Source organism: Actinomyces dentalis DSM 19115, from assembly GCF_000429225.1.
GTDB classification, from domain to species: domain Bacteria; phylum Actinomycetota; class Actinomycetes; order Actinomycetales; family Actinomycetaceae; genus Actinomyces; species Actinomyces dentalis.
In genome coordinates, this window is record NZ_KE386865.1 from 50,540 (window position 1) to 73,814 (window position 23,275).

At 76.4% G+C, this 23,275-nt stretch carries 21 protein-coding genes; 17 read left to right on the plus strand and 4 right to left on the minus strand.

Annotated features, from left to right (window positions below):
• The first annotated feature begins 8 nt into the window (after nucleotides 1-8).
• Entirely contained in the window at nucleotides 9-3,410 is a 3,402-nt protein-coding gene (locus tag G446_RS0114035) for a PD-(D/E)XK nuclease family protein (RefSeq protein ID WP_026410594.1), read from the plus strand.
• On the plus strand, nucleotides 3,407-6,730 hold the full coding sequence (locus G446_RS0114040) for an ATP-dependent helicase (protein WP_026410595.1): 3,324 nt from the start codon (nucleotides 3,407-3,409) through the stop codon (nucleotides 6,728-6,730). The genes G446_RS0114035 and G446_RS0114040 overlap by 4 nt, the downstream gene beginning before the upstream one ends.
• A 22-nt stretch (nucleotides 6,731-6,752) precedes the next feature.
• Here the strand turns inward: G446_RS0114040 and G446_RS18265 are convergent, their stop codons facing one another.
• A complete protein-coding gene (locus G446_RS18265; protein ID WP_084779271.1) occupies nucleotides 6,753-7,976 on the minus strand; it encodes a phosphotransferase in 1,224 nt (407 codons plus the stop codon).
• A 251-nt stretch (nucleotides 7,977-8,227) separates the two neighbouring features.
• On the opposite strand from G446_RS18265, the gene G446_RS0114050 reads away from it, so the two are divergent.
• From G446_RS0114050 to G446_RS0114080, 7 genes are all read left to right on the plus strand, one after another.
• Nucleotides 8,228-9,502, plus strand: coding sequence for a TadA family conjugal transfer-associated ATPase (locus tag G446_RS0114050; protein ID WP_026410596.1), 1,275 nt, complete (start codon nucleotides 8,228-8,230; stop codon nucleotides 9,500-9,502).
• Entirely contained in the window at nucleotides 9,502-10,353 is an 852-nt protein-coding gene (locus tag G446_RS0114055) for a type II secretion system F family protein (protein ID WP_026410597.1), read from the plus strand. The genes G446_RS0114050 and G446_RS0114055 overlap by 1 nt, the downstream gene beginning before the upstream one ends.
• Entirely contained in the window at nucleotides 10,350-11,282 is a 933-nt protein-coding gene (locus G446_RS0114060; RefSeq protein WP_026410598.1) for a type II secretion system F family protein, read from the plus strand. The genes G446_RS0114055 and G446_RS0114060 overlap by 4 nt, the downstream gene beginning before the upstream one ends.
• A 68-nt stretch (nucleotides 11,283-11,350) precedes the next feature.
• Complete coding sequence (locus G446_RS0114065; protein ID WP_156916707.1) at nucleotides 11,351-11,614, plus strand: hypothetical protein; 264 nt, start codon at nucleotides 11,351-11,353, stop codon at nucleotides 11,612-11,614.
• Complete coding sequence (locus tag G446_RS18270; protein ID WP_245574729.1) at nucleotides 11,604-12,056, plus strand: TadE/TadG family type IV pilus assembly protein; 453 nt, start codon at nucleotides 11,604-11,606, stop codon at nucleotides 12,054-12,056. The genes G446_RS0114065 and G446_RS18270 overlap by 11 nt, the downstream gene beginning before the upstream one ends.
• Nucleotides 12,053-12,487, plus strand: a complete 435-nt coding sequence (locus G446_RS0114075) for a hypothetical protein (protein WP_026410600.1) — start codon at nucleotides 12,053-12,055, stop codon at nucleotides 12,485-12,487. Before G446_RS18270 ends, G446_RS0114075 begins: the two co-directional genes overlap by 4 nt.
• Nucleotides 12,484-12,948, plus strand: a complete 465-nt coding sequence (locus tag G446_RS0114080) for a hypothetical protein (RefSeq protein WP_026410601.1) — start codon at nucleotides 12,484-12,486, stop codon at nucleotides 12,946-12,948. The genes G446_RS0114075 and G446_RS0114080 overlap by 4 nt, the downstream gene beginning before the upstream one ends.
• A gap of 73 nt (nucleotides 12,949-13,021) precedes the next feature.
• On the opposite strand, the gene G446_RS0114085 is transcribed toward G446_RS0114080, so the two are convergent.
• Complete coding sequence (locus G446_RS0114085) at nucleotides 13,022-13,372, minus strand: CBU_0592 family membrane protein (protein ID WP_026410602.1); 351 nt, start codon at nucleotides 13,370-13,372, stop codon at nucleotides 13,022-13,024.
• Nucleotides 13,373-13,457: 85 nt separating this feature from the next.
• Here G446_RS0114085 and G446_RS0114090 point away from each other — a divergent pair, with 85 nt between their 5' ends.
• Together G446_RS0114090 and prfB are read left to right on the plus strand one after the other, a co-directional pair.
• On the plus strand, nucleotides 13,458-14,369 hold the full coding sequence (locus G446_RS0114090) for a LysR family transcriptional regulator (protein ID WP_026410603.1): 912 nt from the start codon (nucleotides 13,458-13,460) through the stop codon (nucleotides 14,367-14,369).
• Nucleotides 14,370-14,453: 84 nt separating this feature from the next.
• The gene (gene prfB, locus G446_RS0114095; protein ID WP_026410604.1) at nucleotides 14,454-15,575 is read left to right on the plus strand and encodes a peptide chain release factor 2; all 1,122 of its coding nucleotides are present in this window, start codon (nucleotides 14,454-14,456) and stop codon (nucleotides 15,573-15,575) included.
• 39 nt (nucleotides 15,576-15,614) lie between these two features.
• Here the strand turns inward: prfB and G446_RS0114100 are convergent, their stop codons facing one another.
• Together G446_RS0114100 and G446_RS20710 are read right to left on the minus strand one after the other, a co-directional pair.
• A complete protein-coding gene (locus G446_RS0114100; RefSeq protein ID WP_026410605.1) occupies nucleotides 15,615-16,436 on the minus strand; it encodes an alpha/beta fold hydrolase in 822 nt (273 codons plus the stop codon).
• Nucleotides 16,437-16,526: 90 nt separating this feature from the next.
• Nucleotides 16,527-17,006, minus strand: a complete 480-nt coding sequence (locus G446_RS20710) for a TetR/AcrR family transcriptional regulator (RefSeq protein WP_156916708.1) — start codon at nucleotides 17,004-17,006, stop codon at nucleotides 16,527-16,529.
• Between the two features lie 247 nt (nucleotides 17,007-17,253).
• Here G446_RS20710 and ettA point away from each other — a divergent pair, with 247 nt between their 5' ends.
• The 6 genes from ettA to G446_RS0114135 all read left to right on the plus strand — a co-directional run bounded on the left by ettA (nucleotide 17,254) and on the right by G446_RS0114135 (nucleotide 23,260).
• Nucleotides 17,254-18,936, plus strand: a complete 1,683-nt coding sequence (ettA, locus tag G446_RS0114110) for an energy-dependent translational throttle protein EttA (protein ID WP_026410606.1) — start codon at nucleotides 17,254-17,256, stop codon at nucleotides 18,934-18,936.
• Nucleotides 18,937-18,967: 31 nt separating this feature from the next.
• A complete protein-coding gene (locus G446_RS18965) occupies nucleotides 18,968-19,594 on the plus strand; it encodes a restriction endonuclease (protein ID WP_026410607.1) in 627 nt (208 codons plus the stop codon).
• 160 nt (nucleotides 19,595-19,754) lie between these two features.
• Nucleotides 19,755-20,180: a DUF4418 family protein gene (locus G446_RS0114120; protein WP_026410608.1), complete on the plus strand. Its 426-nt coding sequence runs from the start codon at nucleotides 19,755-19,757 to the stop codon at nucleotides 20,178-20,180.
• A gap of 53 nt (nucleotides 20,181-20,233) precedes the next feature.
• Nucleotides 20,234-21,358: an FtsX-like permease family protein gene (locus G446_RS0114125; RefSeq protein ID WP_245574730.1), complete on the plus strand. Its 1,125-nt coding sequence runs from the start codon at nucleotides 20,234-20,236 to the stop codon at nucleotides 21,356-21,358.
• Between the two features lie 14 nt (nucleotides 21,359-21,372).
• A complete protein-coding gene (locus G446_RS0114130) occupies nucleotides 21,373-22,581 on the plus strand; it encodes an ABC transporter permease (RefSeq protein ID WP_026410610.1) in 1,209 nt (402 codons plus the stop codon).
• A gap of 1 nt (nucleotide 22,582) precedes the next feature.
• Nucleotides 22,583-23,260 (plus strand): ABC transporter ATP-binding protein, encoded by a 678-nt coding sequence (locus tag G446_RS0114135; protein WP_026410611.1) that lies wholly within the window; start codon nucleotides 22,583-22,585, stop codon nucleotides 23,258-23,260.
• Nucleotides 23,261-23,275: the final 15 nt, after the last annotated feature.

Sequence of the window (23,275 nt, forward strand, 5' to 3'; positions counted from 1 at the left end):
ATGGGCCCATGGACGACGACGGACGCCTCCCCCCGGTGCGGCTCCTGCCCCCCGTCGCGCCCGAGCCCCTCCCGGACCCGGACGCCTCGGGGCGGGAGGTGATCGGGCGGGTGGGGGCGGGCGCCGACGTCGTGGTCCTGGGGGCCCCCGGCACCGGCAAGACCTGCCTGGCGCTGCACCTGCTGCTCGACGCCGCCCGGCGGGGCCGCGACGCCCTGCTCCTGGCGCCCACCCGGGCCCGCGCCAACGCCCTGCGCACCCGCGCGGCGCGCCTGGCGCGGCCGGGCCCCGCCGACGGCGCCGTGAGGGTGCGCACCCCCGCCGGCTACGCCTTCGCGGTCCTCACCGCCTTCCTCACCCGCCGCCCCGACCCGCTGCCCGCGCCGGTCCTGCTGGCCGGCGCCGAGGAGGACGCCGCGCTGGCGGCCCTCATCCGCCCCGAGCAGTGGCCGGGGCTGCCGCCCGAGGCCGTGGCCTCCCGGGCCTTCCGCACCGAGCTGCGCAACCTGCTGGCCCGCGCCGGGGAGCTGGGCGTGGGGGCCGGGGCCCTGGCCGCCCTGGGGCGCGAGCTGGACGTGCCCCTGTGGGGCCCGGCCTCCGCCCTCCTGCGCACCTGGGACGCCCAGGGCAGGCCCACCGCCGAGCGCCGCGGCGAGACCCGCCGGATGGACACCGCCCGCGTCCAGGACCGCGCCGTGGAGGCCCTGGAGGCGTGGGGGGCCCAGGGCGTGACCGGGGCCCGCCCCGTGCCCGACCTGGTCGTCGTCGACGACTACCAGGACTGCACCGCCGCCACGGCCCGCCTCCTGGCGGCCCTCGCCCGCCCCGACGCCGACGGCCGGCGCGCCCAGGTCGTGGTGCTGGGGGACCCGGACCTCGCCGTCGAGACCTTCCGCGGGGGCAGCCCGAGCCTGCTGGTGGAGGCCGAGGACCGCTCGGGCCTGGCCGCCGAGCGCCTCATCCTGCGCACCTCCCACCGCGGCACCCCGGCCCTGCGGGCCGTGTGGCGCGACCAGGCCGGGCGGATCCCGGTGACCGGCACCGCCTCCCACCGCCTGGCGCCGGGCGCGCCGGACGGCGCCGGGGGCGGTGCGGGCCCGGGCGATGCCCGGCCGGGCGGCGTGGAGGTCCTCGTGGCCTCCGGCCCCGCCCAGGAGGCCGCGCACGTGGCCCGGACGCTGCGCGGCGAGCACGTCCACCACGACACCGCCTGGGACGCCATGGCCGTCGTCGTGCGCTCGGCGGACCGCGCCCGGGCCGTGGCCCGCGAGCTGCGCCGCCGCGGCGTGCCGCTGGCCACGACGACGCCGGCGGTGCTGCTGCGCGCCGAGAGCGCCGCCGGGGCCGTCCTGTCCGCGGCGCGGGCGGCGCTGGACGGGCGCCTGGGGGCGCAGGGGGAGCCGCCCGAGCGCGCCGCCGCCCTCGACCTGCTCACCGGCCCCCTGGTGGGCCTGAGCGCCCTGGACCTGCGCCGGCTGCGCCGCCGACTGCGCCGGGACCGGCCCGCCCCGGGCGGCCCCGACGAGAACCTGCTGGCCGCCCTGGCCTCGCCCGAGGCGGCCGGGGCCCTGGCCGAGGAGCTGGCGGGCGAGCCCCTGGCCGACCGGGCCGCGCGCCTGGTGGGCGCGGCCGGGATCGTGCGCGCGGCGCGCCGGGTCTGCCGGGGGGAGCCCGGCGGGGAGCCCCCGGCGCGCGTGGACGCCGAGGCCCTGCTGTGGGCGGTGTGGGACGCCTCGGGCTGCGCCGGGCGGTGGCGCGCCGCGGCCCTGGGGGCCGACGCGGGCGCCGAGCCGCTCCTGGCCGAGGCCGCCGAACGGGACCTGGACGTGGTCACCGCCCTGTTCAAGCGCGCCGAGGTGTGGGCCGAGCGCCACCCGGGGGCCGGGGCCGCCGCCTTCCTGGCCGAGCTCGACGCCGAGGTCCTGCCCTCGGACTCCGTGGCCCCCCACGGGTCGCGGCCCGGGGGAGTGGCCGTGCTGACCCCCGCCGGCGCCGTCGGCTCCCAGTGGGAGGTCGTGGCGGTCATGGGGGTGGGGCGCGACGCCTGGCCCGACCTGCGCCTGCGCGACACCATGACGCGCTCGGGCCTGCTGGTCGAGGCCGTCCTGGACCGCCTGGGCCTGGACGCCGCCGGCCGGCCCCGGGCCCGGACCGACCCCGCCTCCGCGCGCGCCCAGGTCCGCGCCGACGAGCGCCGCATGCTCCTGGCGGCGCTGACCCGCGCCACCCGCCGCCTGCTGGTCACCGCCGTCGCCGACGAGGACAGCGCACCCTCCTCCTTCCTCACCCAGATCGCCCGCGCCGCGGGCGCCGACGTCGTCGACGTCGACGGGGCCCCCCTCGTCGCCCCCGACGTCGACGACCTGACCCTGCGGGGGCTGGTCGGCCGGCTGCGCCGCGCCGCGCTCGACGGCAACCTGCCGGCCGCCGGCCCCGTGGAGCGCGAGCGCGCCCGCCGGGCGACCCGGATCCTGGCGGTCCTGGCCGACGCCGGCGCGCCCGGGGCCGACCCCGCCGCCTGGGCGGGCTGGCAGGGGCCCACCTCGGACGCGCCCCTGGTGGCCCCGGGGCGGCGGGTGCGGGTGAGCCCCTCCGACGTCGAGGCCCTGCTGCTGTGCCCGCTGCGCTGGTTCCTCACCCGCGTCGGCGGGGGCGGGGCGACCTCGGGCGCCCAGATCCTGGGCGAGCTCGTCCACCGCCTGGCCCAGGAGGCGCAGCGGGACGGTCTGCGCGGGGCCGGGCTCATGGCCCGCTTCGAGCAGTGCCTGCCCGAGCTGGCCTACCCGGACACGTGGCTGGGGTCGGTGCGCGCCGGGCGCGCCCGCGCCATGGTCGAGCGCCTGGACGCCTACCTGGGCCAGGCCCCGCCCGTCGCCCGGGTCGAGCTGCCCGTGCGCGCCGCGCTGAACCTGCCCGACCCCGCCGGGGCGGGCCCGGCCCTGCCCGTCCTGGTCGCCGGGCGCATCGACCGCCTCGAGCACCTCGACGCGCCCGGCCCGGCCGGGAGCGCGGATCCCGGAGCCGGGCCCGGGTGCGGCCGGGTGCGCCTGATCGACTTCAAGACCGGCCGGCGGGTCCCCGCCGACCCGGCCCGCCACCCCCAGCTGGCCGTCTACCGCCTGGCCCTCCGGGCCCTGGGCTACGAGGTCGACGGCGGCGCCCTGGTCCTGCTGGGCAAGGAGCCGCCCAAGAAGAACCGGGGCGCCCCCGTCATGGCGCCGGCCGGGGCCGCCCTGGCCCCCAGCCCCGATCCGGACACCGGGCAGGACTGGGCCCGCGACATGCTGCGCGAGGCGGCGCTGGCGGCCACGGGCCCCGTGCTGGCGGCCCGCGCCAGCGAGCAGTGCCGCACCTGCCCCGTCAGGGACTCCTGCCCGATCCGGCCCGAGGGCCGCAGGGTCGTCGCATGAGCGCCGCCCCGCCCCCCGGCCCCCGGGCCCTGGCCGAGATCCTCGGCGTGCCGCCCCCCACGCCCGAGCAGGCGCGCATCATCGCCCACCCGCTGACCCCCCTGCTCGTCGTGGCCGGGGCCGGCAGCGGCAAGACCGCCACCATGAGCCAGCGCGTGGTCCACCTCGTCGTGCGCGGCGAGGTGCGCCCCGACCAGGTCCTGGGCCTGACCTTCACCCGCAGGGCCACCGCCGAGCTGGACCAGCGGGTGGCGGCGCGCCTGGCCCGCCTGGCCGGCTCCGGCCTGGTCCGCCTCGACGAGGAGGCCGGGGCCGCCATCGCCACCTACAACGCCTTCGCCGGCTCGCTCGTGCGCGAGCACGGCCTGCGCATAGGCGTCGACCCGGACTCCACTCTCATCACCGGGGCGCGCGCCTGGCAGATCGCCGTGCGGATCGTCGAGGAGCGCACCGCGCCCCTGCCGGTGGACCGCCCCGGCGCCGCCGCCTCGGTCCTGCTGGCGATGGAGGGGGCCCTGAGCGAGAACCTGCTGACCGTGGACGAGGCCGCCGAGCGCCTCGACGAGCTCGTCGCCCTCATGGAGGGCGTCGCGTCCGTGCGCGGGTGCAGGGCCCTGGTGCGGGGCGTGCCCGAGGCGCTGGGCAACCGCCTGGGCATGCTGGAGGCGGTGGCCGCCTACCGGGACTACAAGCGGCGCCACGCCCTGCTCGACTTCGGCGACCAGATCGCCCTGGGCTGCCGGATCGCCGAGGAGGCGCCCGAGGTCGCCCGGCAGCTGCGCGAGCGCCACCGGGCCGTCCTGCTCGACGAGTTCCAGGACACCTCCGTGGCCCAGATCCGCCTGCTGTCCGCGCTTTTCGCCGGGAGCGGGGTCACCGCCGTCGGCGACCCCAACCAGGCGATCTACGGCTGGCGGGGCGCCAGCGCCGGGGCCCTGGACGCCTTCCACGAGCGCTTCAACCCCGACGGCGCCGCCGGGTCCCCGGTCCTGCCGCTGTCCACCGCCTGGCGCAACGACCGGGCGATCCTGCGGGCCGCCAACGTCATCTCCTCGCCGCTGCGCCGCCGCGAGGCCCGGCCCGGGGACCCCGAGGCGGTCCGCATCCCCGTCGAGGAGCTGCGCGAGCGCCCCGGGGACGGCCCGCAGGAGGGGCGCGTCGTCGGCGCCTTCGTGCAGGACCCGCTCCAGGAGGCGCGCACCATCGCCGCCTTCATGGAGGAGCGGTGGGGCCCGGACGCCCAGATGGCGGTCCTGTGCCGCACCCGCGCCCAGATCGCCCCCATCGCCGAGGCCCTGGAGGAGCGGGGCGTGCCCTACGAGGTGATCGGGCTGGGCGGCATGCTCGACGTGCCGGAGGTCGCCGACGTCCGCGCCGCCCTGACGGTGGCGGCCGACCCCGAGCGCGGCGAGCGGCTCATGCGCCTGCTCACCGGCCAGGGCCTGGGCGCCGCCGACCTCGCCGCCCTGGCGGCGCTGGCCCGCGACCAGGTCCGCGCCCCGCGCCGCCGGGACGACGGCCGGGCCGGGGGCGGTCGGGCCGACGGCGCTGATGGGGCCGCCGGGGCCGGCCGGGCCGGTGAGACCGATGAGGACGCCGAGCGGGAGGCGCCGCTGCTGTCCGAGGCCATCGAGGCCCTGGCGCGCCGGGCGGACGCCGGCGACCGGTCCGCGCCGCCCGGCGCCCCGGGGCTCAGCGGCGCCGGCGCCCGCGCCGCCGTCCGCCTGGCCCGCGCCCTGCGGCGGGTGCGCGCCGGCCTGGCCCTGCCCCTGCCCGACCTGGTGGTCCTGACCGAGCAGGCCCTCGGCCTGGACATCGAGGTCGCCGCCCGGGTCGGCAACCCCCTGGGGCGGCGGGCCCTGGACCGCTTCCGGCAGGTCGCCGAGCAGTTCGCCGCGCAGACGGACCGCCCCGGCCCGGCCGGCTTCCTGGCGTGGCTCGACGCCGCCGAGGAGCGGGAGAACGGCATGGAGGCCCCCCGCGTCGAGCCCGAGCCGGGGGCGGTCCAGCTGCTGACCGTCCACGCCGCCAAGGGGCTGGAGTGGGACGCGGTCGCCGTCGCCGGCCTGGTCGAGCAGGTCTTCCCCTTCTACCGCGTCCGGGCGCGCGAGGACCTCGCCGTGGCGGACAGGGGGTGGATGACCGACGCGCAGGAGCTGCCCCACCCCCTGCGGGCCGACGCCCGGACCCTGCCGCCCTTCGCCCCGCTCGCGCGCGCCGCGGCCGGACTCGAGGCCCCGGCCATCAAGGACGCCTGGGAGGAGTACACCCTGGCGCTGGGCCGCTTCGCTCTGGCCGAGGAGCGCAGGCTGGCCTACGTCGCCCTCACCCGCGCCCGCCACGACCTGCTCCTGACCGGCTCCCACCTGACCGGGCGGGCGACGGCGCCGCGCCCCATGTCCCGCTTCCTGGCCGAGCTCGTGCGCCGGGACCTGGTGGACGCCTACGGGCCGGGCCTGCAGGACTACGACGAGGACCTGCCCAACCCCCTGGTCGCCTCCGGCGCGACCGGGACCTGGCCGCCGCCCGAGCCCGACGGCGTGCAGGGGGTCCGCCGCCGGGCGCGCCGCCGGGCCGCCGCCCAGGTCGCGGCGGCCCGGGCCGCCGGGGCCGGGCTCGGGGGCGGGCCGGCGGGCGCGGACCCCGTCGCCGACCAGTGGGAGGCCGACGCGCGGCTGCTGCTGGCCGAGCGCTCGCGCGGCCGCGGGCGGACGCCGTCGGTGCGCCTGCCCGACCACCTGCCCGCCACCAGGGTCGACGACCTGCGCGCCGACCGCGGGGCCTTCGCCCTCGACCTGCGCCGCCCCCTGCCGCCCGAGCCCAGCCCGGCCGGGCGCCTGGGCACCGTCTTCCACGACGCCGTCGCCCTGCGCCTGGCGGCCCGCGGCCAGCTGCTGACCCTGGCCCAGGCGGGCGTGCCCGACACCCTCGACCCCGCCGGGCGGCGCACCCTCGAGCGCTGGCTGAAGACGGCCTGCGAGCTGCCCCTGCTCCAGGACCACGTCCTGGAGGACACCGAGACCGAGCTCGAGCTGGCCCTGGAGGCCACGACCCTGCGCTGCCGCCTGGACGCGGTGTTCCGGGGGCCGGACGGCACCTGGCTCGTCGTGGACTGGAAGACCGGGTGGCAGCGGGCGCCCGTCGACCAGCTGAGCGTCTACGTCCACGCCCTGGCCGCCCACCGGGGCGTGGGGACCGAGTCGGTGCGGGCCGCCTACGTCTACGTCAACCGCCCCGGCGGGCTCGTCGACGAGCTCGGGGCCGCGGACCTGCTGGCCCTGGACGAGATCGAGGCGTCCCTGCGGGTGGAGGGGGATTGACCCGCGGGCGCCCGCGCGGCCCTCAGGCCCCGTCGGGCGAGTCGATCGGGCGCGGCGCCAGGCGCAGCGGGAAGGGGAAGGGCGGCGGGACCGGGAAGGGATCGTCGTCCTCGTCCTCCACCGGCATCATGTCCACCTCGCGGGTCACGGCGCGGGGCCCGCTGCGCCTGCGCTCGCCGGGCACCGGCGCCAGGCGCGGGGAGTGCGGCGCGACCAGGGGCTCCCGGCCCACCTGCTCGGCCAGGTCGGCCAGCATGGACACGGCGTCGTCGATGACCTCCTGACGGCCGGAGCCGATGCCGTGCAGGAGCCAGCGGGCCAGGCTCATCTCGCTGACCAGCTCGGCCCGGTCACGCAGGTGCTTGTCGACCCCCTCGGAGCGGGCCGTGTCGTAGGCGGACTCGATGGACTCCAGGCAGTCCACCGGGGCGGTGGAGTAGATCCAGGCCATGTCCTCGGCCGGGTCGCCCACGTGCGCCTGGTTCAGCCCGCGCACGGCCACCACGGCGCCGCCGGCCGTCAGTATGTTCTCCTCGGCCAGGTCGCCGTGCACGACGGTGGGCTTGAAGCGCCACAGCGCGGTGTCCTCCAGGGCCTGCTCCCAGCGCGAGAGCAGGGCGGAGGGCACCTTGCCGGTGGCGGCGGCGTCGTCGAGCACCGCCAGCCAGCGGTCGCGCACGTCGTCGGCGTCGTAGACCGGCATGCCGGCCTCGGAGATGACCGAGGTGCTCAGCTCGTGGAGCTCGCCCAGGGCGCGCCCCAGCCCCGCCGACAGCCCCGGGCCCGGGTGGAGGGCGGCGGCGTCCACGGGCCTGCCCTCCACGTGGGAGCGGACCTGGATGCGCACCCCGTCCTGGTGCAGCGACCCCGCCGGGCGCGCCACGTCGAAGGAGGCGCGCCCGTCGTCCACGGCCCGGCCGATGCGCCGCAGGACCCCCGCCTCCGACTCCAGCAGGTCCCACTCCTCATCGGTGCGGGCCTGGAGCACCTCCCAGTGGCGGCCCTGGGTGTCGATGACGCCGACGACGCGCAGGGCGGGCGACTCCTCCTGGGGCAGGGTCAGGCGCACCGGGTCCAGGCCGGGCACGGCGACGGCGGCCAGGGCGGCCAGGGCCAGCGGGGAGGGGTCGCGGCGCAGCTCGTGCACGGCGGCCGTCCGCTCCCGCCCCGCCCCGGTATCCTCGCCGCCGGAGGGCGCGGCGGACTCGTCGACGGTCTGGTTCGGGTCGGACGGGGAGCTCGGCATGGCCCAACCGTAGGCGACCGCGGGCGCAAGAGGACACTTTTCCGCTCCATTCGGTGCGTCGGGGCCCGCCGCCCGGCGCGCGGCCCCGAGTTATCCACAGGATCGGCCGACCCCCTGGTCCGGGGCGGCGCCGTCGCCTAGGGTAGAGGCGCGATCCCGCGCAGCGGTGCGCGGGGCCGCCATGTCCCCACGGCGCCCAGGCGCCCCGCCCCGGGTCGACCGGCCCCTCACTCCCACGAGGTCTTCCGCCCATGGATGCTGCCACGCTGCTCCACACGGAGATACGCGAGCTCGTGCGCCGGCGCGGCCTCGACCCCCTCACCCAGACCGAGGCCCTGGAGGACCTCGCGGCCCAGGCCGGGGCCGACTACGTCCGCCGGGCCGACGCCGGACTCGTCCCGCCCCTGCCCGACCCGGCCGGCGCCCAGGCCGCCGCCGTCGACGCCCTGGCCGGCATGGGCCCCCTCCAGCCCTACCTCGACGACGAGTCCATCGAGGAGATCTGGGTCAACTCCCCGGGCCGCGTCTTCGTGGCCCGCTCCGGCCGCCCCGAGCTGACCACGACGATCCTGGAGGACGAGCACCTGCGGATCCTCGTCGAGCGGATGCTGCGCGCCTCGGGCCGGCGCCTGGACCTGTCCAGCCCCTTCGTCGACGCCCAGCTCCCCGGCGGGGAGAGGCTCCACGTGGTCATCCCGCCCATCACCTCCGGGCACTGGGCCGTCAACATCCGCAAGCACTCCTCCCGCGCGGCGCGCACCGCCGACCTGGTCCGCATGGGCTCGCTGACCCCCGCCGCCGCGGCCTTCCTCGACGCCTCCGTCCAGGCCGGGCTCAACATCCTCGTCTCGGGCGCCACCCAGTCCGGCAAGACCACCATGCTGCGGGCCCTGTGCGGCGCCATCCCCGCGGGCCAGCGGATCATCACCTGCGAGGAGGTCTTCGAGCTGGCCCTGCGCAACCGCGACTGCGTGGCCATGCAGACGCGCGCGCCCAGCATCGAGGGCGTCGGGGAGGTCACGCTCAGGCGGCTGGTCAAGGAGTCGCTGCGCATGCGCCCGGACCGCCTGCTCATCGGCGAGGTCCGGGAGGCCGAGGCCCTCGACCTGCTCATCGCCATGAACTCGGGGCTGCCCTCCATGTCCACCATCCACGCCAACTCCGCCCGGGAGGCCGTCATCAAGGCCTGCACCCTGCCGCTCCTGGCCGGGCAGAACGTCTCGGCGGACTTCGTGGTGCCCACCGTGGCGGGCGTCCTGGACCTGGTCGTCCACCTCGGCCTCGACCCCGAGGGGCGCCGCCGGGTGCGCGAGATCGCCGCCCTGTCCGGCCGGGTCGAGGGCGGCGTCGTCGAGCTCGCCCGGGTCTTCGACCGCGACCGGAGCGGACGCCTCGTGCGCGGCCCCGGGGCGCCCGGCTGCCCCGAGCGCTACGCCCGCGCCGGCCACGACCTGGCCGCGCTGCTGACCGGGGCCGGCGCCGCGCCCGGACCCCGCCCGGTGGTCGTCGGCGGGAGGCGGTCCTGATGGGCGCCGTCGCCGGGCTGCTCGCCGGCCTGGGCCTGGTCCTGGTCCGACTGGCCCTGACCACCCCGCCGCCGCAGTGGCGCTCGGAGCGCTCGCGGCGCCTGGGCGACCTGCTCGTCCAGGCGGGCGCCGGGGGGACCAGCCCGGCGGCCTTCCTGACCGGCACCGCGGTCCTCGGGCTCGTCGTCGCCCTCGTCTTCCTGGGCGTGTCCAGGGCCTGGACCATCGCCGTCGCCTTCGGCGTCCTGGCCACGGGGCTGCCCTACCTCCTGCTGTCCTCGCGCGCCCGGGCGCGGCGCACCCGCCTGCGCGAGGCGTGGCCGGAGGCGGTCGACACCCTCGTGTCCGGCGTCCGCGCCGGCATGAGCCTGCCCGAGGCGCTGGGCGCCCTGGCCGAGCGGGGGCCGGAGGCGGTGCGCGCCCCCTTCGCCGCCTTCGCCGCCGACTACGCCGCCACGGCCCGCTTCGGCGTGAGCCTGGACCGCCTCAAGGACCGCTTCGCCGACCCCGTCGCCGACCGGATCATCGAGGCGCTGCGCCTGGCCCAGGAGGTCGGCGGGGCGGAGCTGGGCGCCCTGCTGCGGGCCCTGTCGCGCATGCTGCGCGAGGACCTGCGCACCCGCGGCGAGCTGCGGGCCCGCCAGTCCTGGACCGTCAACGGCGCCCGGGTCGCCGTGTGCGCCCCCTGGCTCGTGCTCGCCCTGCTGTCCACGCGCCCGCAGGCGGCGCAGGCCTACGCCACCACCGCCGGCGGCCTGGTCCTGCTGGTCGGCGCCCTGGTCTCCGCGATCGCCTACCGCCTCATGCTGCGCCTGGGGCGGCTGCCCGAGGAAGAGCGGGTGCTGCGATGAGCGCGCAACCGATCGGGGCGGGCGCGGGGCTCCTGGCCGCCGTCGGGATCCTCCTGGCCCTGTCCGCCCTGCGGCGGGGCCGCATCGGGCTCGCGCACCGGCTGGCGCCCTACGTCCACCGGCGCGCGCGGACCTCGGGCCTGCTGCGCGCGGCCGCCCCGCCGGAGGACTCCCGCACGGTCCTCGCCGCCCTGGTCCGCGCCCTGGTCCGCGCCGCCCGGGTCCTGGAGCGGGGCGGCTCCTCGGCCGCGTCGGTCAGACGGCGGCTGGAGCGCGCCGGCGGGGCGCTGGGGTACGAGGAGCTGCGCCTCCAGCAGCTGGTCTGGGCGGGCGCGGGCCTGGTGGCGACCCTGGGCGGCGGCATGCTCCTGGCGCTCGTGCGCCCGGTCAACGCCCCGGCCCTCATCGCGGCCTCGCTGCTGGCGGCCCTGGCCGGGGCGGCGGGGCGCGACTGGTGGCTCAGCCGGGAGGTCGAGCGGCGCCGGGCCCGCATCGAGGCGCAGCTGCCCGACGTCGTCGAGCTCCTCGCGCTGGTGGTGGGCGCGGGCCAGGGGCCGGTCGCCGCCATTGAGCGGGTCGTGGCCCTGGGGCGCGGCGCGCTGGTCGACGAGCTGTCGCTGGCCCTGGCCGAGGTGCGCGCCGGCACCGTGCTGACCACCGCCCTGGTGCATCTGGAGCAGCGGGTCGCCTCGCCCCGGGTGGCGCGCCTGTCCGAGGCGATCGCGATCGCCCTGGAGAGGGGCACGCCCCTGGCCGACGTCCTGCGCTCCCAGGCGGCCGACTCCCGCGAGGCCGCCCGCCGCGAGCTCATGGAGGAGGGCGGCAGGCGGGAGATCGCCCAGATGGTCCCCGTCATCTTCCTCGTCCTGCCCATCACCGTCGTCTTCGCCCTCTTCCCGGGCCTGTTCGTCCTGCGGATAGGCCTGTGAGGCCGCTCCGCCCGCAACCCCCGTCATCCCCCGTCCGCAATCGACCCGGCCACGACAAGGAGAACGCCGTGAACGCCATATCCCCCGCCCGCCGCGAGCGCCGCGCCCACCCGCACCGCCCGCGCCATCCGCGCCTCGCGCGCCTCCGCCCGCGCCCGCATGCGCGCCGCCGCCCGGCGGCGGCCCTGGCCGCCGAGCGCGGGGACGTGCCCGGCTGGGTGCTCGTGACGCTCATGACCGCCGGCCTCGTCGTGGCCCTGTGGGCCGTGGCCGGTCCGGCCCTGACCCAGGTCTTCCTCGACGCCATCGCCAAGGTCACCGGTGCGATCTGACCCGCCCGCGGCCCGGGGCGCGCGGATCCGGGGCGCGGGGGCGGGCGAGGAGGGCTCGGCCGTGGTCGACTTCGCCCTGGTCGGCGCGCTCGTCGTGGCCGTGGCCCTGGGCCTGCTCCAACTCGCCCTGGGCCTGCACGTGCGCAACGTCCTGATCGACGCCGCCGGGGAGGGGGCCCGGCGCGCGGCGCTGGTCGGGGGCACGACGGCGGAGGCCGAGGCGCGGGTGCGGGCCCTGGCCGGCGCGGCGCTGAGCGAGGACTGCGTCCAGGCCGTCGAGGTCCGGCGCACCCGCGCCGGGGGCCTGGCGGTGGTGGAGGTGCGCGTGGCCGCCCGGCTGCCGGTGCTCGGTCTCCTGGGGCCCGGCGGGGGGCTGGTGGTCACCGGCCACGCCGTCGACGAGGCGGCCCTGGCCGACCCGCCCGGGGCGGGGCGGGGATGAGCGCGCCCGGCCCCCGCTCGCGCGGGGCGGAGGAGGGCAGCGCGACCGTCGAGTTCATCGGCTGGACGGTCGGCGTGGTCGTGCCCGTGCTCTACCTCATCGTCGCCCTCGCCCAGGTCCAGGCGGCCTCCTTCGCCGTGGCCTCCGCCGCCGACGCCGCGGCCCGCGTCCTGGCGGTCGACGCCGGGCCCGGGGCCCTGGCGCACGCGCGCGCCGCCGTCGGACTGGCCCTGGGCGACCAGGGGATCGACGCCGATCCGGCGCAGTGCCTGAGTGTGGAGTGCGCCGAGCCCGGCTGCGGGGGAGGGGTCGTGCTGCGCGTGGAGGCGGGGGTGTCGCCGCCCCTGCTGGAGGGCCTGGTCGGCGAGGCCGTCGTCGTCCACAGCGAGCGCGCCGTCACCCCCGCCGGCGCGCGGGGGCCGCGGCGATGATCGCGCGGGCGCGCGCCGCCGCGGCGCGGGAGGAGGGCCGGACGCTCCTGCTGGGCGTCGGCCTGGTCGCCGTCGTCCTGGCCCTCGTGCTCGTCGTCGCCTCGGCGACGGCGATCCACCTCGATCTCAAGCGGCTCACGGCCCTGGCGGACTCCGCCGCGGCGGCGGCCGCCGATGCGGCGGAGCCGGACGGCTACTACGGCGGGGCGGGCGGCGGGGCCCCGCCCGGTCTGACCGAAGCCGGGGCGCGCGCGGCGGCGCAGGCGGACCTGGGCCGCCAGCCCGCCGCCGGCGGCCTGGAGGGCGTGGAGGTCGCCGGCGTCGAGATCGTGGACTCCGCCACCGTCGTCGTCACCCTCAGCGCCCGCTCGCGCCCGCCCTTCCTGCCGTGGGGCGTCATCCCCGCCCGGGGGTTCACCATCCGGGCGGCCGGCTCGGCGCGGGCGGTCGTCTCGCCGTGAGGCCGTCCCGCGCCCGGCCCGGGGGCGGGCGCGCCGTCCCGCCGGCTCAGCGGCGACGGCGGGACGGGGCGGGTCAGGCCGCGCTCAGGCGGGAGCGCCGGCCGCGGTGCAGGCGGGAGCGGTGCAGGCGGGAGCGCACCCCCGCGCCGCGGCGCCGGGCCAGCTGGGCGATGCGGGCGCGCTTGACGGTCAGCAGGACGTTGACGCCGACGATGATGAAGAAGACGTTGGCGATGGCGCTGGGCCAGGCGCCGGTGCGGGCGCAGTTGATGAGCAGCAGCGCGGAGGCGGACAGGTTGAGCGCCTGGTACCTCAGCGAGTCGCCGGCGATGCGCCCCTTGGAGACCAGGGCGTAGGCCAGCAGGAACTCGGCGGCGCCGATCCAGCCGCCGATGGAGATGAGGACGGGGAGCACATCGTTCACGGAAGGGAATACTGTCCCTCCGGTAGGTGAAGTTCAATCGCAGGAAACTGTAGCCGGACTGTAGAAGAACTGAAACGATAGTCACATGAGGATAACGCCGTCGCGCCTGTCCGTCCTGCTCGCCGTCCATCGGGCCGGGGGCATCGTCGCCGCCGCGGACGCTCAGCACCTGACCCCCTCGGCCGTCAGCCAGCAGATCAAGCTGCTGGAGAGGGAGGCGGGCGTGCGCGTGCTCGACCGCGAGCCCACCGGGGCCGTGCTCACCGACGCCGGACGGGTGCTCGCCGGGACGGCCGAGCGCATCGAGGCCGAGCTCGCCTCGGCCCAGCGCGAGCTCGCCGAGCTCGACGAGTCCGCCCCCGCCGGGCACGTGCGCATCGGCTCCTTCTTCACCGCCATCCGCGCCCTGCTGCTCCCGCTGCTCACGGTCGTCGAGCGGACCATGCCCGGCGTGGTGATGACCATCGAGGAGACCGAGGAGCGCAGCGGCCTGGCCCGGCTGCGGCGCGGCGAGCTCGACCTGGTCCTCCTCGAGCGCGACGAGCGCACCCCGACCGACCCGCCGCGCCCCATGGCGGACGTGCCCGTCCTGGACGAGTCCTGGCTCGTCGTCGTGCCGCCCGGGCAGGCCGCGCCCCAGACGCTGTCCGACCTGGCGCGCGTCACCTGGATCGCCCTCGACCCCTCCACCGCGGGCGCCTACGCGCTCGACAGGCTCTCGCGACGGCTGGGCACGCCCCTGAGCACGCGCCACGTCGCCTACGACTACGACGTCGTCCTGGCCATGGTCAGCCTCGGCCAGGGCCACGCCCTTCTGCCCGAGCTCGCCGTCGTCTCCGGGCGGGTGCCCGACGGCGTGAGCCTGGCCCGGCTGCCGGGGCTGGGCGCCCGCCAGATCGTCGTGCGCCACCGACGGACCCGCTCCGACCCCGGGCCCGCCACGCGCGCCGTCCTCGACGAGCTCCTCATCCGGGCCGCCGCCCTCGGGCTCGGCTGAGGGCGGGCCGGCCGCCGCCGCGCCGACCGGGGCGAACGGGCCGGTCGGCGCGGGCGCGGGGCCGCCCTGGCGTAGACTCGCCGCGTGGCCACCGACTTCTCCGCCGAGATCGAACGACTCCGACACACCTACGCCTCCATCGCCGCGGTGACGGACCCCGAGGCGCTGCGCGCGCGCATCGCGGAGCTGTCCGAGGCCGCCGCCGCCCCCGACCTGTGGGACGACCCCGAGGCCGCCCAGGCCGTCACCTCCGACCTGTCCCACGCCCAGGCCGAGCTGGGGCGCGTGCAGGAGATGGGCTCGCGCATCGACGACCTGGAGGCCATGGTCGAGATGGCCGGGGAGGAGTCCGGGCAGGACGCCGACGACCTGCTCGCCGAGGCCGCCGCCGACCTCGCCGCCATCTCCAAGGACCTGTCCGAGCTGGAGATCCGCACCCTGCTGAGCGGGGAGTACGACCAGCGCGACGCCGTCGTCACCATCCGCTCGGGCGCGGGCGGCGTGGACGCGGCCGACTTCGCCGAGACGCTGCTGCGCATGTACACCCGCTGGGCCGAGCGCCACGGCTACCCCGTCAAGGTCCTCAACACCTCCTACGCCGAGGAGGCGGGGCTCAAGTCCGTGACCTTCGAGGTCCACGCCCCCTACGCCTACGGGACCCTGAGCGTCGAGGGCGGCACCCACCGCCTGGTGCGCATCAGCCCCTTCGACAACCAGGGGCGCCGCCAGACCTCCTTCGCCGCCGTCGAGGTCATCCCGCTCATCGAGTCCACCGACCACATCGACGTGCCCGAGACGGACATCCGCGTCGACGTCTTCCGCTCCTCCGGGCCGGGCGGGCAGAGCGTCAACACGACCGACTCCGCCGTGCGCATCACCCATATCCCCACGGGACTGGTGGTGTCCATGCAGGACGAGAAGTCCCAGATCCAGAACCGCGCCGCCGCCATGCGCGTGCTCCAGTCGCGCCTGCTGCTGCTCAAGCAGCAGGAGGAGGACGCCAGGAAGAAGGAGCTGGCCGGGGACGTCAAGGCGTCCTGGGGCGACCAGATGCGCTCCTACGTCCTCAACCCCTACCAGATGGTCAAGGATCTGCGCACCGGCTACGAGGTCGGCAGCCCCGACGCCGTGTTCGACGGCGATATCGACGGCTTCATCGACGCCGGCATCCGCTGGCGCAGGCAGCAGGAGCAGGGCGGGCGGTGAGGGGCCGGAGCCGTCCCCGCTCCGGGCGGATCGGCCCCGTCATGATCCCCCCGCCGCGCCCCGGCCCGGCTCGACGCCGTCGGCGTCGCCGGTCCGCCGGCAGCGGGCCTCGACCCACTGCCCGACGCGCCGCGTGAACTCCTCGGGCCGGCACAGGCTCGAGGGGTCGAAGGAGTCCGCGATGACGTCGAACTCGGAGTTCGCCAGCGCCTCGTGGGTGCGCCGCATCATCTCCACGGCGAGGGCGGAGTGGTCGCCGACCAGGCACAGCGCCGGTGTGCGGCAGGAGCGCAGGAGCCGTTCGTAGTGCACGGCGTTGACCGCGCGGCGCTGGAGGATCAGGTCGCGGGGCCGCGCGGCCAGCAGGGCCCGCGCCATCGCCTCGCCCGCCCGCGGCCACTTGCCGTAGGCCGCGCGGATGCCGGCCGCCAGGGTCCGCGCGGGCGCGAGCCGCAGCGCGAGCGGCTGGAGCCTCGCGGGCGCGAGCCGGAACCACTCCGGGACGGTGCGGGCGCGGGTGTCGCACAGGCTGTCGCAGATGACCGCCGAGGCCGCGAGCGCCCCGTGGCGCAGCATGAGGGTCTGGACGAGGACGCCGCCGTAGGAGATCCCCACCAGGTGGGCGCGCTCGACGCCGAGCCCCCGCAGCGCCCCGGCGATCGCGTCGGCCTGGTGCGTCAGGACGTCGTCGACCCGCAGGTCCGGCAGCGAGGGCGATCGCCCCGTTCCCGGCACGTCGAGGCTCACGCACCGGAACCGGTCGCGCAGGGCCTCGACCTGCGGGGCGTACATGGTGTGATCGCACCCCAGGCCCGGGATGAAGACGACGGTCGGCCCGCGGCCGACGGACTCGATGAACATGACACTCCCACTACGAACGTAGTAACTACGATCGTAGTATATCTCGCGGGAGGATTCGGTGCCGGAACCGGCCTCGCGACGGCGGGCCGGTCACGCCCGCGGCGCGGCGCCGGCGCCGGTCCGGCGACTCAGCGCGTCGATCAGCTCGCGCACGCTCGTCGGCTCCGGGCAGATGGCCCGGGCGAGCTCGAGGCCGGTGAGCAGCGCCGCCAGCGCGGGAGTGGTCAGCGGGATGTCGTCCGTCCTGGCGCCGTCGAGCCGCTCGAGCATCTCCGCGCGGATCGGGGCGATGGCCCGGCGCAGCCCGGGGTCGCGCTGGGCGAGGATCACGAGCTCGAGCCACGCCAGGGACAGGTCCTCGTCCACGGCCCCCTCCGGCGCGGCCAGACGGCGGCGGGCGATCTCGCGGGCCACGGCCCCCACCAGCTCGTCGCGGCTGCGGAAGGCGTTGCTCGTCGTCCCGTCGGGCACGCGGGCGGCGCGGTCGACCGCCCGGTGCGTGAGGGAGTGCGGGCCGCCCTCCTGGAAGACGGCCACCGCTGCGGCGAGGACTTGTTCTCGACGTGTCATATTCCCCTCCGCTGCGCCCCTTCGCCCTTCACTGTACGAGAAAAGGGGTCGCGGCGGAGGGTGAGGGGGCGCAGCGGGGGAGAGGGGCGCGGCGGACGCGTGCACCGCCTCACTCCCGGGCCCGTCGCCGCGGCCCGCCCGCTCGCCTAGGCTTGGCCGCAGTGCGCGCGGAACCGTCCGGGCAACCGGTCGCCGTCGTCGCGCAGGCATCCATCACCCGCACTCCGACGAAAGGCGCGGCGAAGCAGTGGCCGAGTACATCTACCAGATGATCAGGGCGCGCAAGGCGCACGGCGACAAGGTCATCCTCGACGACGTCACCATGGCGTTCCTGCCCGGCGCCAAGATCGGCATGGTCGGCCCCAACGGCGCCGGCAAGTCCTCCATCCTCAAGATCATGGCCGGCATCGACCAGCCCTCCAACGGCGAGGCCCGGCTGAGCCCCGGCTACAGCGTCGGCATCCTCATGCAGGAGCCCGAGCTCGACGAGGGCAAGACCGTGCTGGGCAACGTCGAGGAGGGCGTGGCCAAGATCAAGTCCAAGCTCGACCGCTACAACGAGATCTCCGCCGCCATGGCCGATCCCGACGCCGACTTCGACGCCCTCATGGAAGAGATGGGCGCGCTCCAGACCGAGATCGACGCCGCGAACGCCTGGGACCTGGACTCCCAGCTCGAGCAGGCCATGGACGCCCTGCGCTGCCCGCCGCCCGACGCCGAGGTCAAGAACCTCTCCGGCGGCGAGCGCCGTCGCGTGGCCCTGTGCAGGCTGCTCCTCCAGGCCCCCGACCTGCTCCTGCTCGACGAGCCCACCAACCACCTCGACGCCGAGTCCGTCCTGTGGCTGGAGCAGCACCTGAAGAACTACGCGGGCGCCGTCATCGCCGTCACCCACGACCGCTACTTCCTCGACCACGTCGCCCAGTGGATCGCCGAGGTCGACCGCGGCCACCTCTACCCCTACGAGGGCAACTACTCCACCTACCTGGAGACCAAGGAGAAGCGCCTGGAGGTCCAGGGCAAGAAGGACGCCAAGCTCGCCAAGCGCCTCAAGGCCGAGCTGGAGTGGGTGCGCTCGTCGGCCCGGGGCCGCCAGGCCAAGTCCAAGGCGCGCCTGGCCCGCTACGAGGAGATGGCCGCCGAGGCCGAGCGCACGCGCAAGCTCGACTTCGAGGAGATCCAGATCCCGCCGGGCCCGCGCCTGGGCGGCCTCGTCCTGGAGGCCAGGCACCTGACCAAGGGCTTCGACGGGCGCACCCTCATCGACGACCTGTCCTTCACGCTGCCGCGCAACGGCATCGTCGGCATCGTCGGCCCCAACGGCGTGGGCAAGACCACCCTGTTCAAGACGATCGTCGGCCTGGAGGGGCTCGACGGCGGCGAGCTCAGGATCGGCAAGACCGTCAAGCTGTCCTACGTCGACCAGGACCGCGCCGGCATCGACCCCGAGAAGACCCTGTGGGAGGTCGTCTCCGACGGCCTGGACCACATCAGGGTCGGCAATGTCGAGATGCCCTCGCGCGCCTACGTGGCCGCCTTCGGGTTCAAGGGCCCGGACCAGCAGAAGCCGGCCGGGGTCCTGTCCGGCGGCGAGCGCAACCGCCTCAACCTGGCGCTGACCCTCAAGGAGGGCGGCAACCTCATCCTCCTGGACGAGCCGACCAACGACCTGGACACCGAGACCCTCTCCAGCCTGGAGAACGCCCTGCTGGAGTTCCCCGGCTGCGCCGTGGTCATCACCCACGACCGCTGGTTCCTCGACCGCGTCGCCACCCACATCCTGGCCTGGGAGGGCACCGACGAGGACCCGGCCCGCTGGTACTGGTTCGAGGGCAACTTCGCCTCCTACGAGGAGAACAAGGTGAGGCGCCTGGGCGCCGAGGCGGCCCGCCCCCACCGGGTCACCCACCGCCGGCTCACGCGCGGCTGAGCCGAACACGCACGATTGAGTCGAGCAGGATATGAGTGCTTCCGGACCCTCGTGGACCGCCGAGGACGCCGCGGCCGATTGGATGCGCCGGCACGGATTCCGGGACGCGACCGTCATGAACGGCGGAGTCGACACGGGCGTCCACGTCATCGCCTCGCGCGCCGTGGCCCAGGTGAGGACCAGCCTCACCCCCGTGGGGCCCGAGGACCTGTCGCGCCTGGTGCGCGACTCCCGGGGGATGCCGGGGTGCCACCGGATCCTCTTCTCCCTCTCCGGCTACTCCGAGGCGGCGAGGAACTACGCGGAGGAGCACGGCATCGCCCTGCTGGTGGTGGGGCGGAACGGCTCCGTTGTCCCGGCCAACGCGTGGGGCGAGAACCTGTCCGGCTCGCGATTCGGGGGCGGTCCCCTCGCCATGCGTCCGCAGGCCCCCGCGGCCCTCGCGGCCCCGATGGCCCCGGCCAGGGGCTCGGGCTGGAAGCACCCGGTGACCTGGTACGCCATCGGGGGGTTCTCCCTGGCGGTGGCGATTGCAGGGGTGTCGAACATATCCAAGGGCGAGGATGTCGCCGCAACGATCGGCGTCATGCTGTTCTTCGTCATCCTGGCGTGGGTGTCGTTCCGATACGCGCGGGGGCTGGAGCGACGGCGGCGGTGACCCGGCCGTCGGGGCGGCCGCGGTCTTCCGGAGTCCGGGCCCGGCCCCGGCCCGGGGGTTAGGTTGGGCTACGCTTGCTCCGGTCGCGGCGGCCGCCCGCCGTCCACATCGCGGCGACCGCCCGCCGTCCACAGCAACGCTCACAGCAAGGAGAGTCCCCATGCCGAAGAAGAGTCGCCTCGTGCTGCTGATCCCCGCGACGCTCAGCCTGCTCCTCGTCCTGGGGGTGACGACGGTCTTCTCCGCGTGCCATCAGAAGCCCGACGGCACCTGGATGCACTGCCACAGCTGCCAGAACACCGTGGCGGCCTCCGGCGGCGGCCTCCTGGTCCTCTTCGGCGCCTCCTCCCTCATCACCAACCGGGCCGCCAGGCTCGCCGTGCAGGCGGTCGCGACCATCGGCTCCGCGGTCGTGTTCTTCATCCCCGGCGTCATCTGCCCGATGTGCATGATGCGCACCATGAGGTGCTACACCGTCTTCCAGCCCTACGTGAGGATCATGTCCGCCCTCATCGCCGGCTCCGGCGTCGGCGTCCTGCTCGGCTCGCTCAGGCGCCCGCGGGTCCCCGCCCGGGCCCACCGGTGAGCGGCGACCTGTCCCTGCGCCGAGTCCCGCTCAGGACCATTCGCGCGCACCCCGTGCGCACGGCGGTCGTGCTCGTCCTCGGGCTCGCCCAGGCCGCCTGCGTCTTCAGCGGCCTCGTGCTCGTGCAGGGCGCGAGGCAGGAGCTGTCGCTGGCGGAGCGGCGGCTCGGCGCCGATATCGTCGTGTACCCGACCGCCGCCCTCCAGAAGATCGACAAGGACGACCTGACCATGCTGGGCACCCCGGTGGAGTGCTACCGGGAGCGGTCGATGCTCTCGCGCATGAACTCCAACGACGACATCGAGTCGGTCTCCTACCAGATCTACATCGCCGACACCGCGGCGGACGGGGGGAGGACCTGGATCGTGGGCTACGAGCCGCAGACGGACTTCGTCATCGCGCCCTGGCTGGAGGAGGGCGACGACGCCGCCCCGGGCCCCGGCGTCGTCGCCGGCAGCGACGTGGACGACGCCGGCTCGGGGACCGTCACGCTGTTCGGCCGGCCCTGGCCCGTCACCGCCCGCCTGGCGCGCACCGGCTCCGAGCTGGACCGCGCCGTCCTGGCCGACATGGACACCCTGGGCCGGCTCATCGACGCCTCCCTCGACGCCGGCATCGACACCTACACCTCCCTCGACCCCCATCGCGACTACTCCGTGGCGCTGGTGCGCGTCGCGGACAGGGGCCGCACGCAGAGCGTGGTCGACTGGATCAACATCTACGTGCGCAAGGTGACCGCCGTCGGCGGCGGGGAGCTGCTCACGGGCACAGCCTCCGCCATCCGCGGCCACTCGGGCGCGATCGCCGCCCTGGCGGGCCTCGCGTGGCTGATCGTGCTCGCCGCCCTGGCCACCGCCCAGTCCATGCTCATGAACCAGCGCCGGGGGGAGCTGCGCGTGTGGCGCACGATCGGGGCGTCGCGCGCCACCATCGAGCGCGTCATGGTCCACGAGGCGCTCGTGGTCCACGCGGCGGGGGCCTGCGCGGGGGTGGCGCTCGCGCTTCCCCTGCTGGCCGCCTCCGGGCCGGCGACGGGCGGGGCGCTCGCCCCGGCGCGGGCGCTCCCCGCGGCCGGCGCCGCACTGCTCGTCTCACTGCTCGTCGGGTGCGCGAGCACGTGGCTGACGGTCAGAAGGGCCGCGCGCGCACTCGACGGCCAGGAGCTCCTGACGCCATGAGGCGGGATGATCGCATGCTCTCGCTCAGAGGGATCGCATGGATGAATCTGCGCGGCCACCCCGCGCGGACGGCGGCGCTGATCGTCTTCACGGCGCTCATGACGCTCGTCGTCTTCGGCGGCGCCCTGGTCGTCCAGGGGGTCCGCCAGAGCCTGGAGACGGTGCGGGCCCGCCTGGGCGCGGACATCCTCGTCGTCCCGGACGACGCCGGGAGCGAGTTCGACGCCCAGACCGCCCTGATCCAGGCCGAGCCGGGGTACTTCTACATGGGGGCCGACGTGCTCGGACGGGTCGCCGCGACCCCGGGCGTGGAGCGGGCCTCGGCCCAGCTGTTCCTGGCCTCCACCCGGGAGAGCTGCTGCTCGGCCCGGCTCCAGATCATCGCCTTCGACCCGGCCACCGACTTCACCGTCCAGCCGTGGATCGAGGACGCCCTGGGCGAGGGCGCCATCGGCGAGGGGGACATCGTCATCGGGAGCAATGTGACGGCCGGCGAGGGCGGCACCATCCGCCTGTTCGGCAACGACCTGCGCGTCGTCGGGCAGTTCGCGCCCACGGGATCCACGCTGGACGACGCGGTCTACATGAACTTCGACACCTTCGGCGCCGTCGTGAAGTCCTCCGTCGACAAGGGCCTCAACAAGTACGGGCCCGCCGCCTCCGGAGACGTCATCTCCTCGGTGTCGGTCGAGGTGGGGCCCGGCCACGACGTCGACGCCGTCGCCGCCGATATCGAGAGCCGGGTGGACGGCGTCACCGCCGTCACCTCCAAGACCATGGTGTCGGGGATCGCCGACGGCCTCGCCGCGATCTCGCGCACGGTGGCGGTGCTGATCGCCATCGTCTGGGCGACCGGCCTGACCATGACCGTCCTGGTCTTCACCCTGACGATCCGCGAGCGGCGCGGGGAGTTCGCCGCCCTGATGGCGGTGGGGGCCGGCCGCGGCGTGATCGCGCGGATCGTGGTCGGGGAGGCCATGACGGCCGATCTCATCGGCGGCGCCGCCGGCATCGCGGTCTCGGGGGTGCTGCTCGGCTCGTTCCGCACCCTGGTCGGGCAGGTGCTCGGGGTCGGCTTCGTGCTGCCCCCGGCGGGGGCGGTGGCGGCGCTGGCCGCGGCCTCACTGGCCTGCGCGGGGGCCGCCGCGGGGCTGTCCTCGTGGGTCGCGGTCAGGAGCATCAACCGGATGGACCCGAGCCTGGTGCTCAGGGAGGGCGAGTGACATGAGTGACGCGAGGATCGAGGCCAGGGGCGTGGCGAAGGACTACCCGCGCGCGGGCGCCTCCGGCGGCGTCCTCACCGCGGTGCGGCCGCTGGACCTGGAGCTGGGCTCGGGGAGCCTGACGGTGATCACCGGGCGCTCCGGCAGCGGCAAGAGCACCCTGCTGAGCATGCTGGCCGGCATGCTCGCGCCGACGTCGGGCACCGTGCTCCTCGACGGCGCGAACCTGTACTCCCTGGACGAGAGGTCCCGCTCGCGCCTGCGCAACGCGAAGATCGGCCTCGTCCCGCAGGGGCACACCGCCCTGCGCGCCCTGAGCGTGCTCGACAACGTCCTGCTCCCGTCGGTCCTGTACTCCCGGCGGCGCCCTCCCCGGCAGCGGGCGGAGGACCTCCTGGAGGCGGTGGGCATCGCCGAGCCGGCGCGGGTCGGGCCCCACGAGCTGTCCGGCGGCGAGCTGCGCCGCATGGCGGTCGCCCGGGCCCTGCTCATGGAGCCGGTCGTCGTGCTCGCCGACGAGCCCACGGCGGGCCTCGACGAGGAGAGCACGGCCGCGGTGCTGGAGCTGCTGCGCCAGACGGCGCAGGAGGGCGCGGCCGTGCTGGTGGTGACGCACGAGGAGGGAGCGGCGCGCTTCGCGGACCGCGTGCTCACCATGGACGCCGGGGAGCTGCTCTAGGCGGGGGCGGGGCCC

Coding starts and splice junctions, on each gene's coding strand:
- G446_RS0114050 (WP_026410596.1), top strand. CDS start 8,228: ATGGATGCTGCCACGCTGCTCCACACGGAGATACGCGAGCTCGTGCGC.
- G446_RS0114120 (WP_026410608.1), top strand. CDS start 19,755: ATGCCGAAGAAGAGTCGCCTCGTGCTGCTGATCCCCGCGACGCTCAGC.
- G446_RS0114060 (WP_026410598.1), top strand. CDS start 10,350: ATGAGCGCGCAACCGATCGGGGCGGGCGCGGGGCTCCTGGCCGCCGTC.
- G446_RS18965 (WP_026410607.1), top strand. CDS start 18,968: ATGAGTGCTTCCGGACCCTCGTGGACCGCCGAGGACGCCGCGGCCGAT.
- G446_RS0114090 (WP_026410603.1), top strand. CDS start 13,458: ATGAGGATAACGCCGTCGCGCCTGTCCGTCCTGCTCGCCGTCCATCGG.
- G446_RS0114040 (WP_026410595.1), top strand. CDS start 3,407: ATGAGCGCCGCCCCGCCCCCCGGCCCCCGGGCCCTGGCCGAGATCCTC.
- G446_RS0114055 (WP_026410597.1), top strand. CDS start 9,502: ATGGGCGCCGTCGCCGGGCTGCTCGCCGGCCTGGGCCTGGTCCTGGTC.
- G446_RS0114100 (WP_026410605.1), bottom strand. CDS start 16,436: ATGTTCATCGAGTCCGTCGGCCGCGGGCCGACCGTCGTCTTCATCCCG.
- G446_RS0114130 (WP_026410610.1), top strand. CDS start 21,373: ATGCTCTCGCTCAGAGGGATCGCATGGATGAATCTGCGCGGCCACCCC.
- G446_RS0114035 (WP_026410594.1), top strand. CDS start 9: ATGGACGACGACGGACGCCTCCCCCCGGTGCGGCTCCTGCCCCCCGTC.
- G446_RS0114135 (WP_026410611.1), top strand. CDS start 22,583: ATGAGTGACGCGAGGATCGAGGCCAGGGGCGTGGCGAAGGACTACCCG.
- G446_RS0114075 (WP_026410600.1), top strand. CDS start 12,053: ATGAGCGCGCCCGGCCCCCGCTCGCGCGGGGCGGAGGAGGGCAGCGCG.
- G446_RS20710 (WP_156916708.1), bottom strand. CDS start 17,006: ATGACACGTCGAGAACAAGTCCTCGCCGCAGCGGTGGCCGTCTTCCAG.
- G446_RS0114080 (WP_026410601.1), top strand. CDS start 12,484: ATGATCGCGCGGGCGCGCGCCGCCGCGGCGCGGGAGGAGGGCCGGACG.
- G446_RS18265 (WP_084779271.1), bottom strand. CDS start 7,976: ATGCCGAGCTCCCCGTCCGACCCGAACCAGACCGTCGACGAGTCCGCC.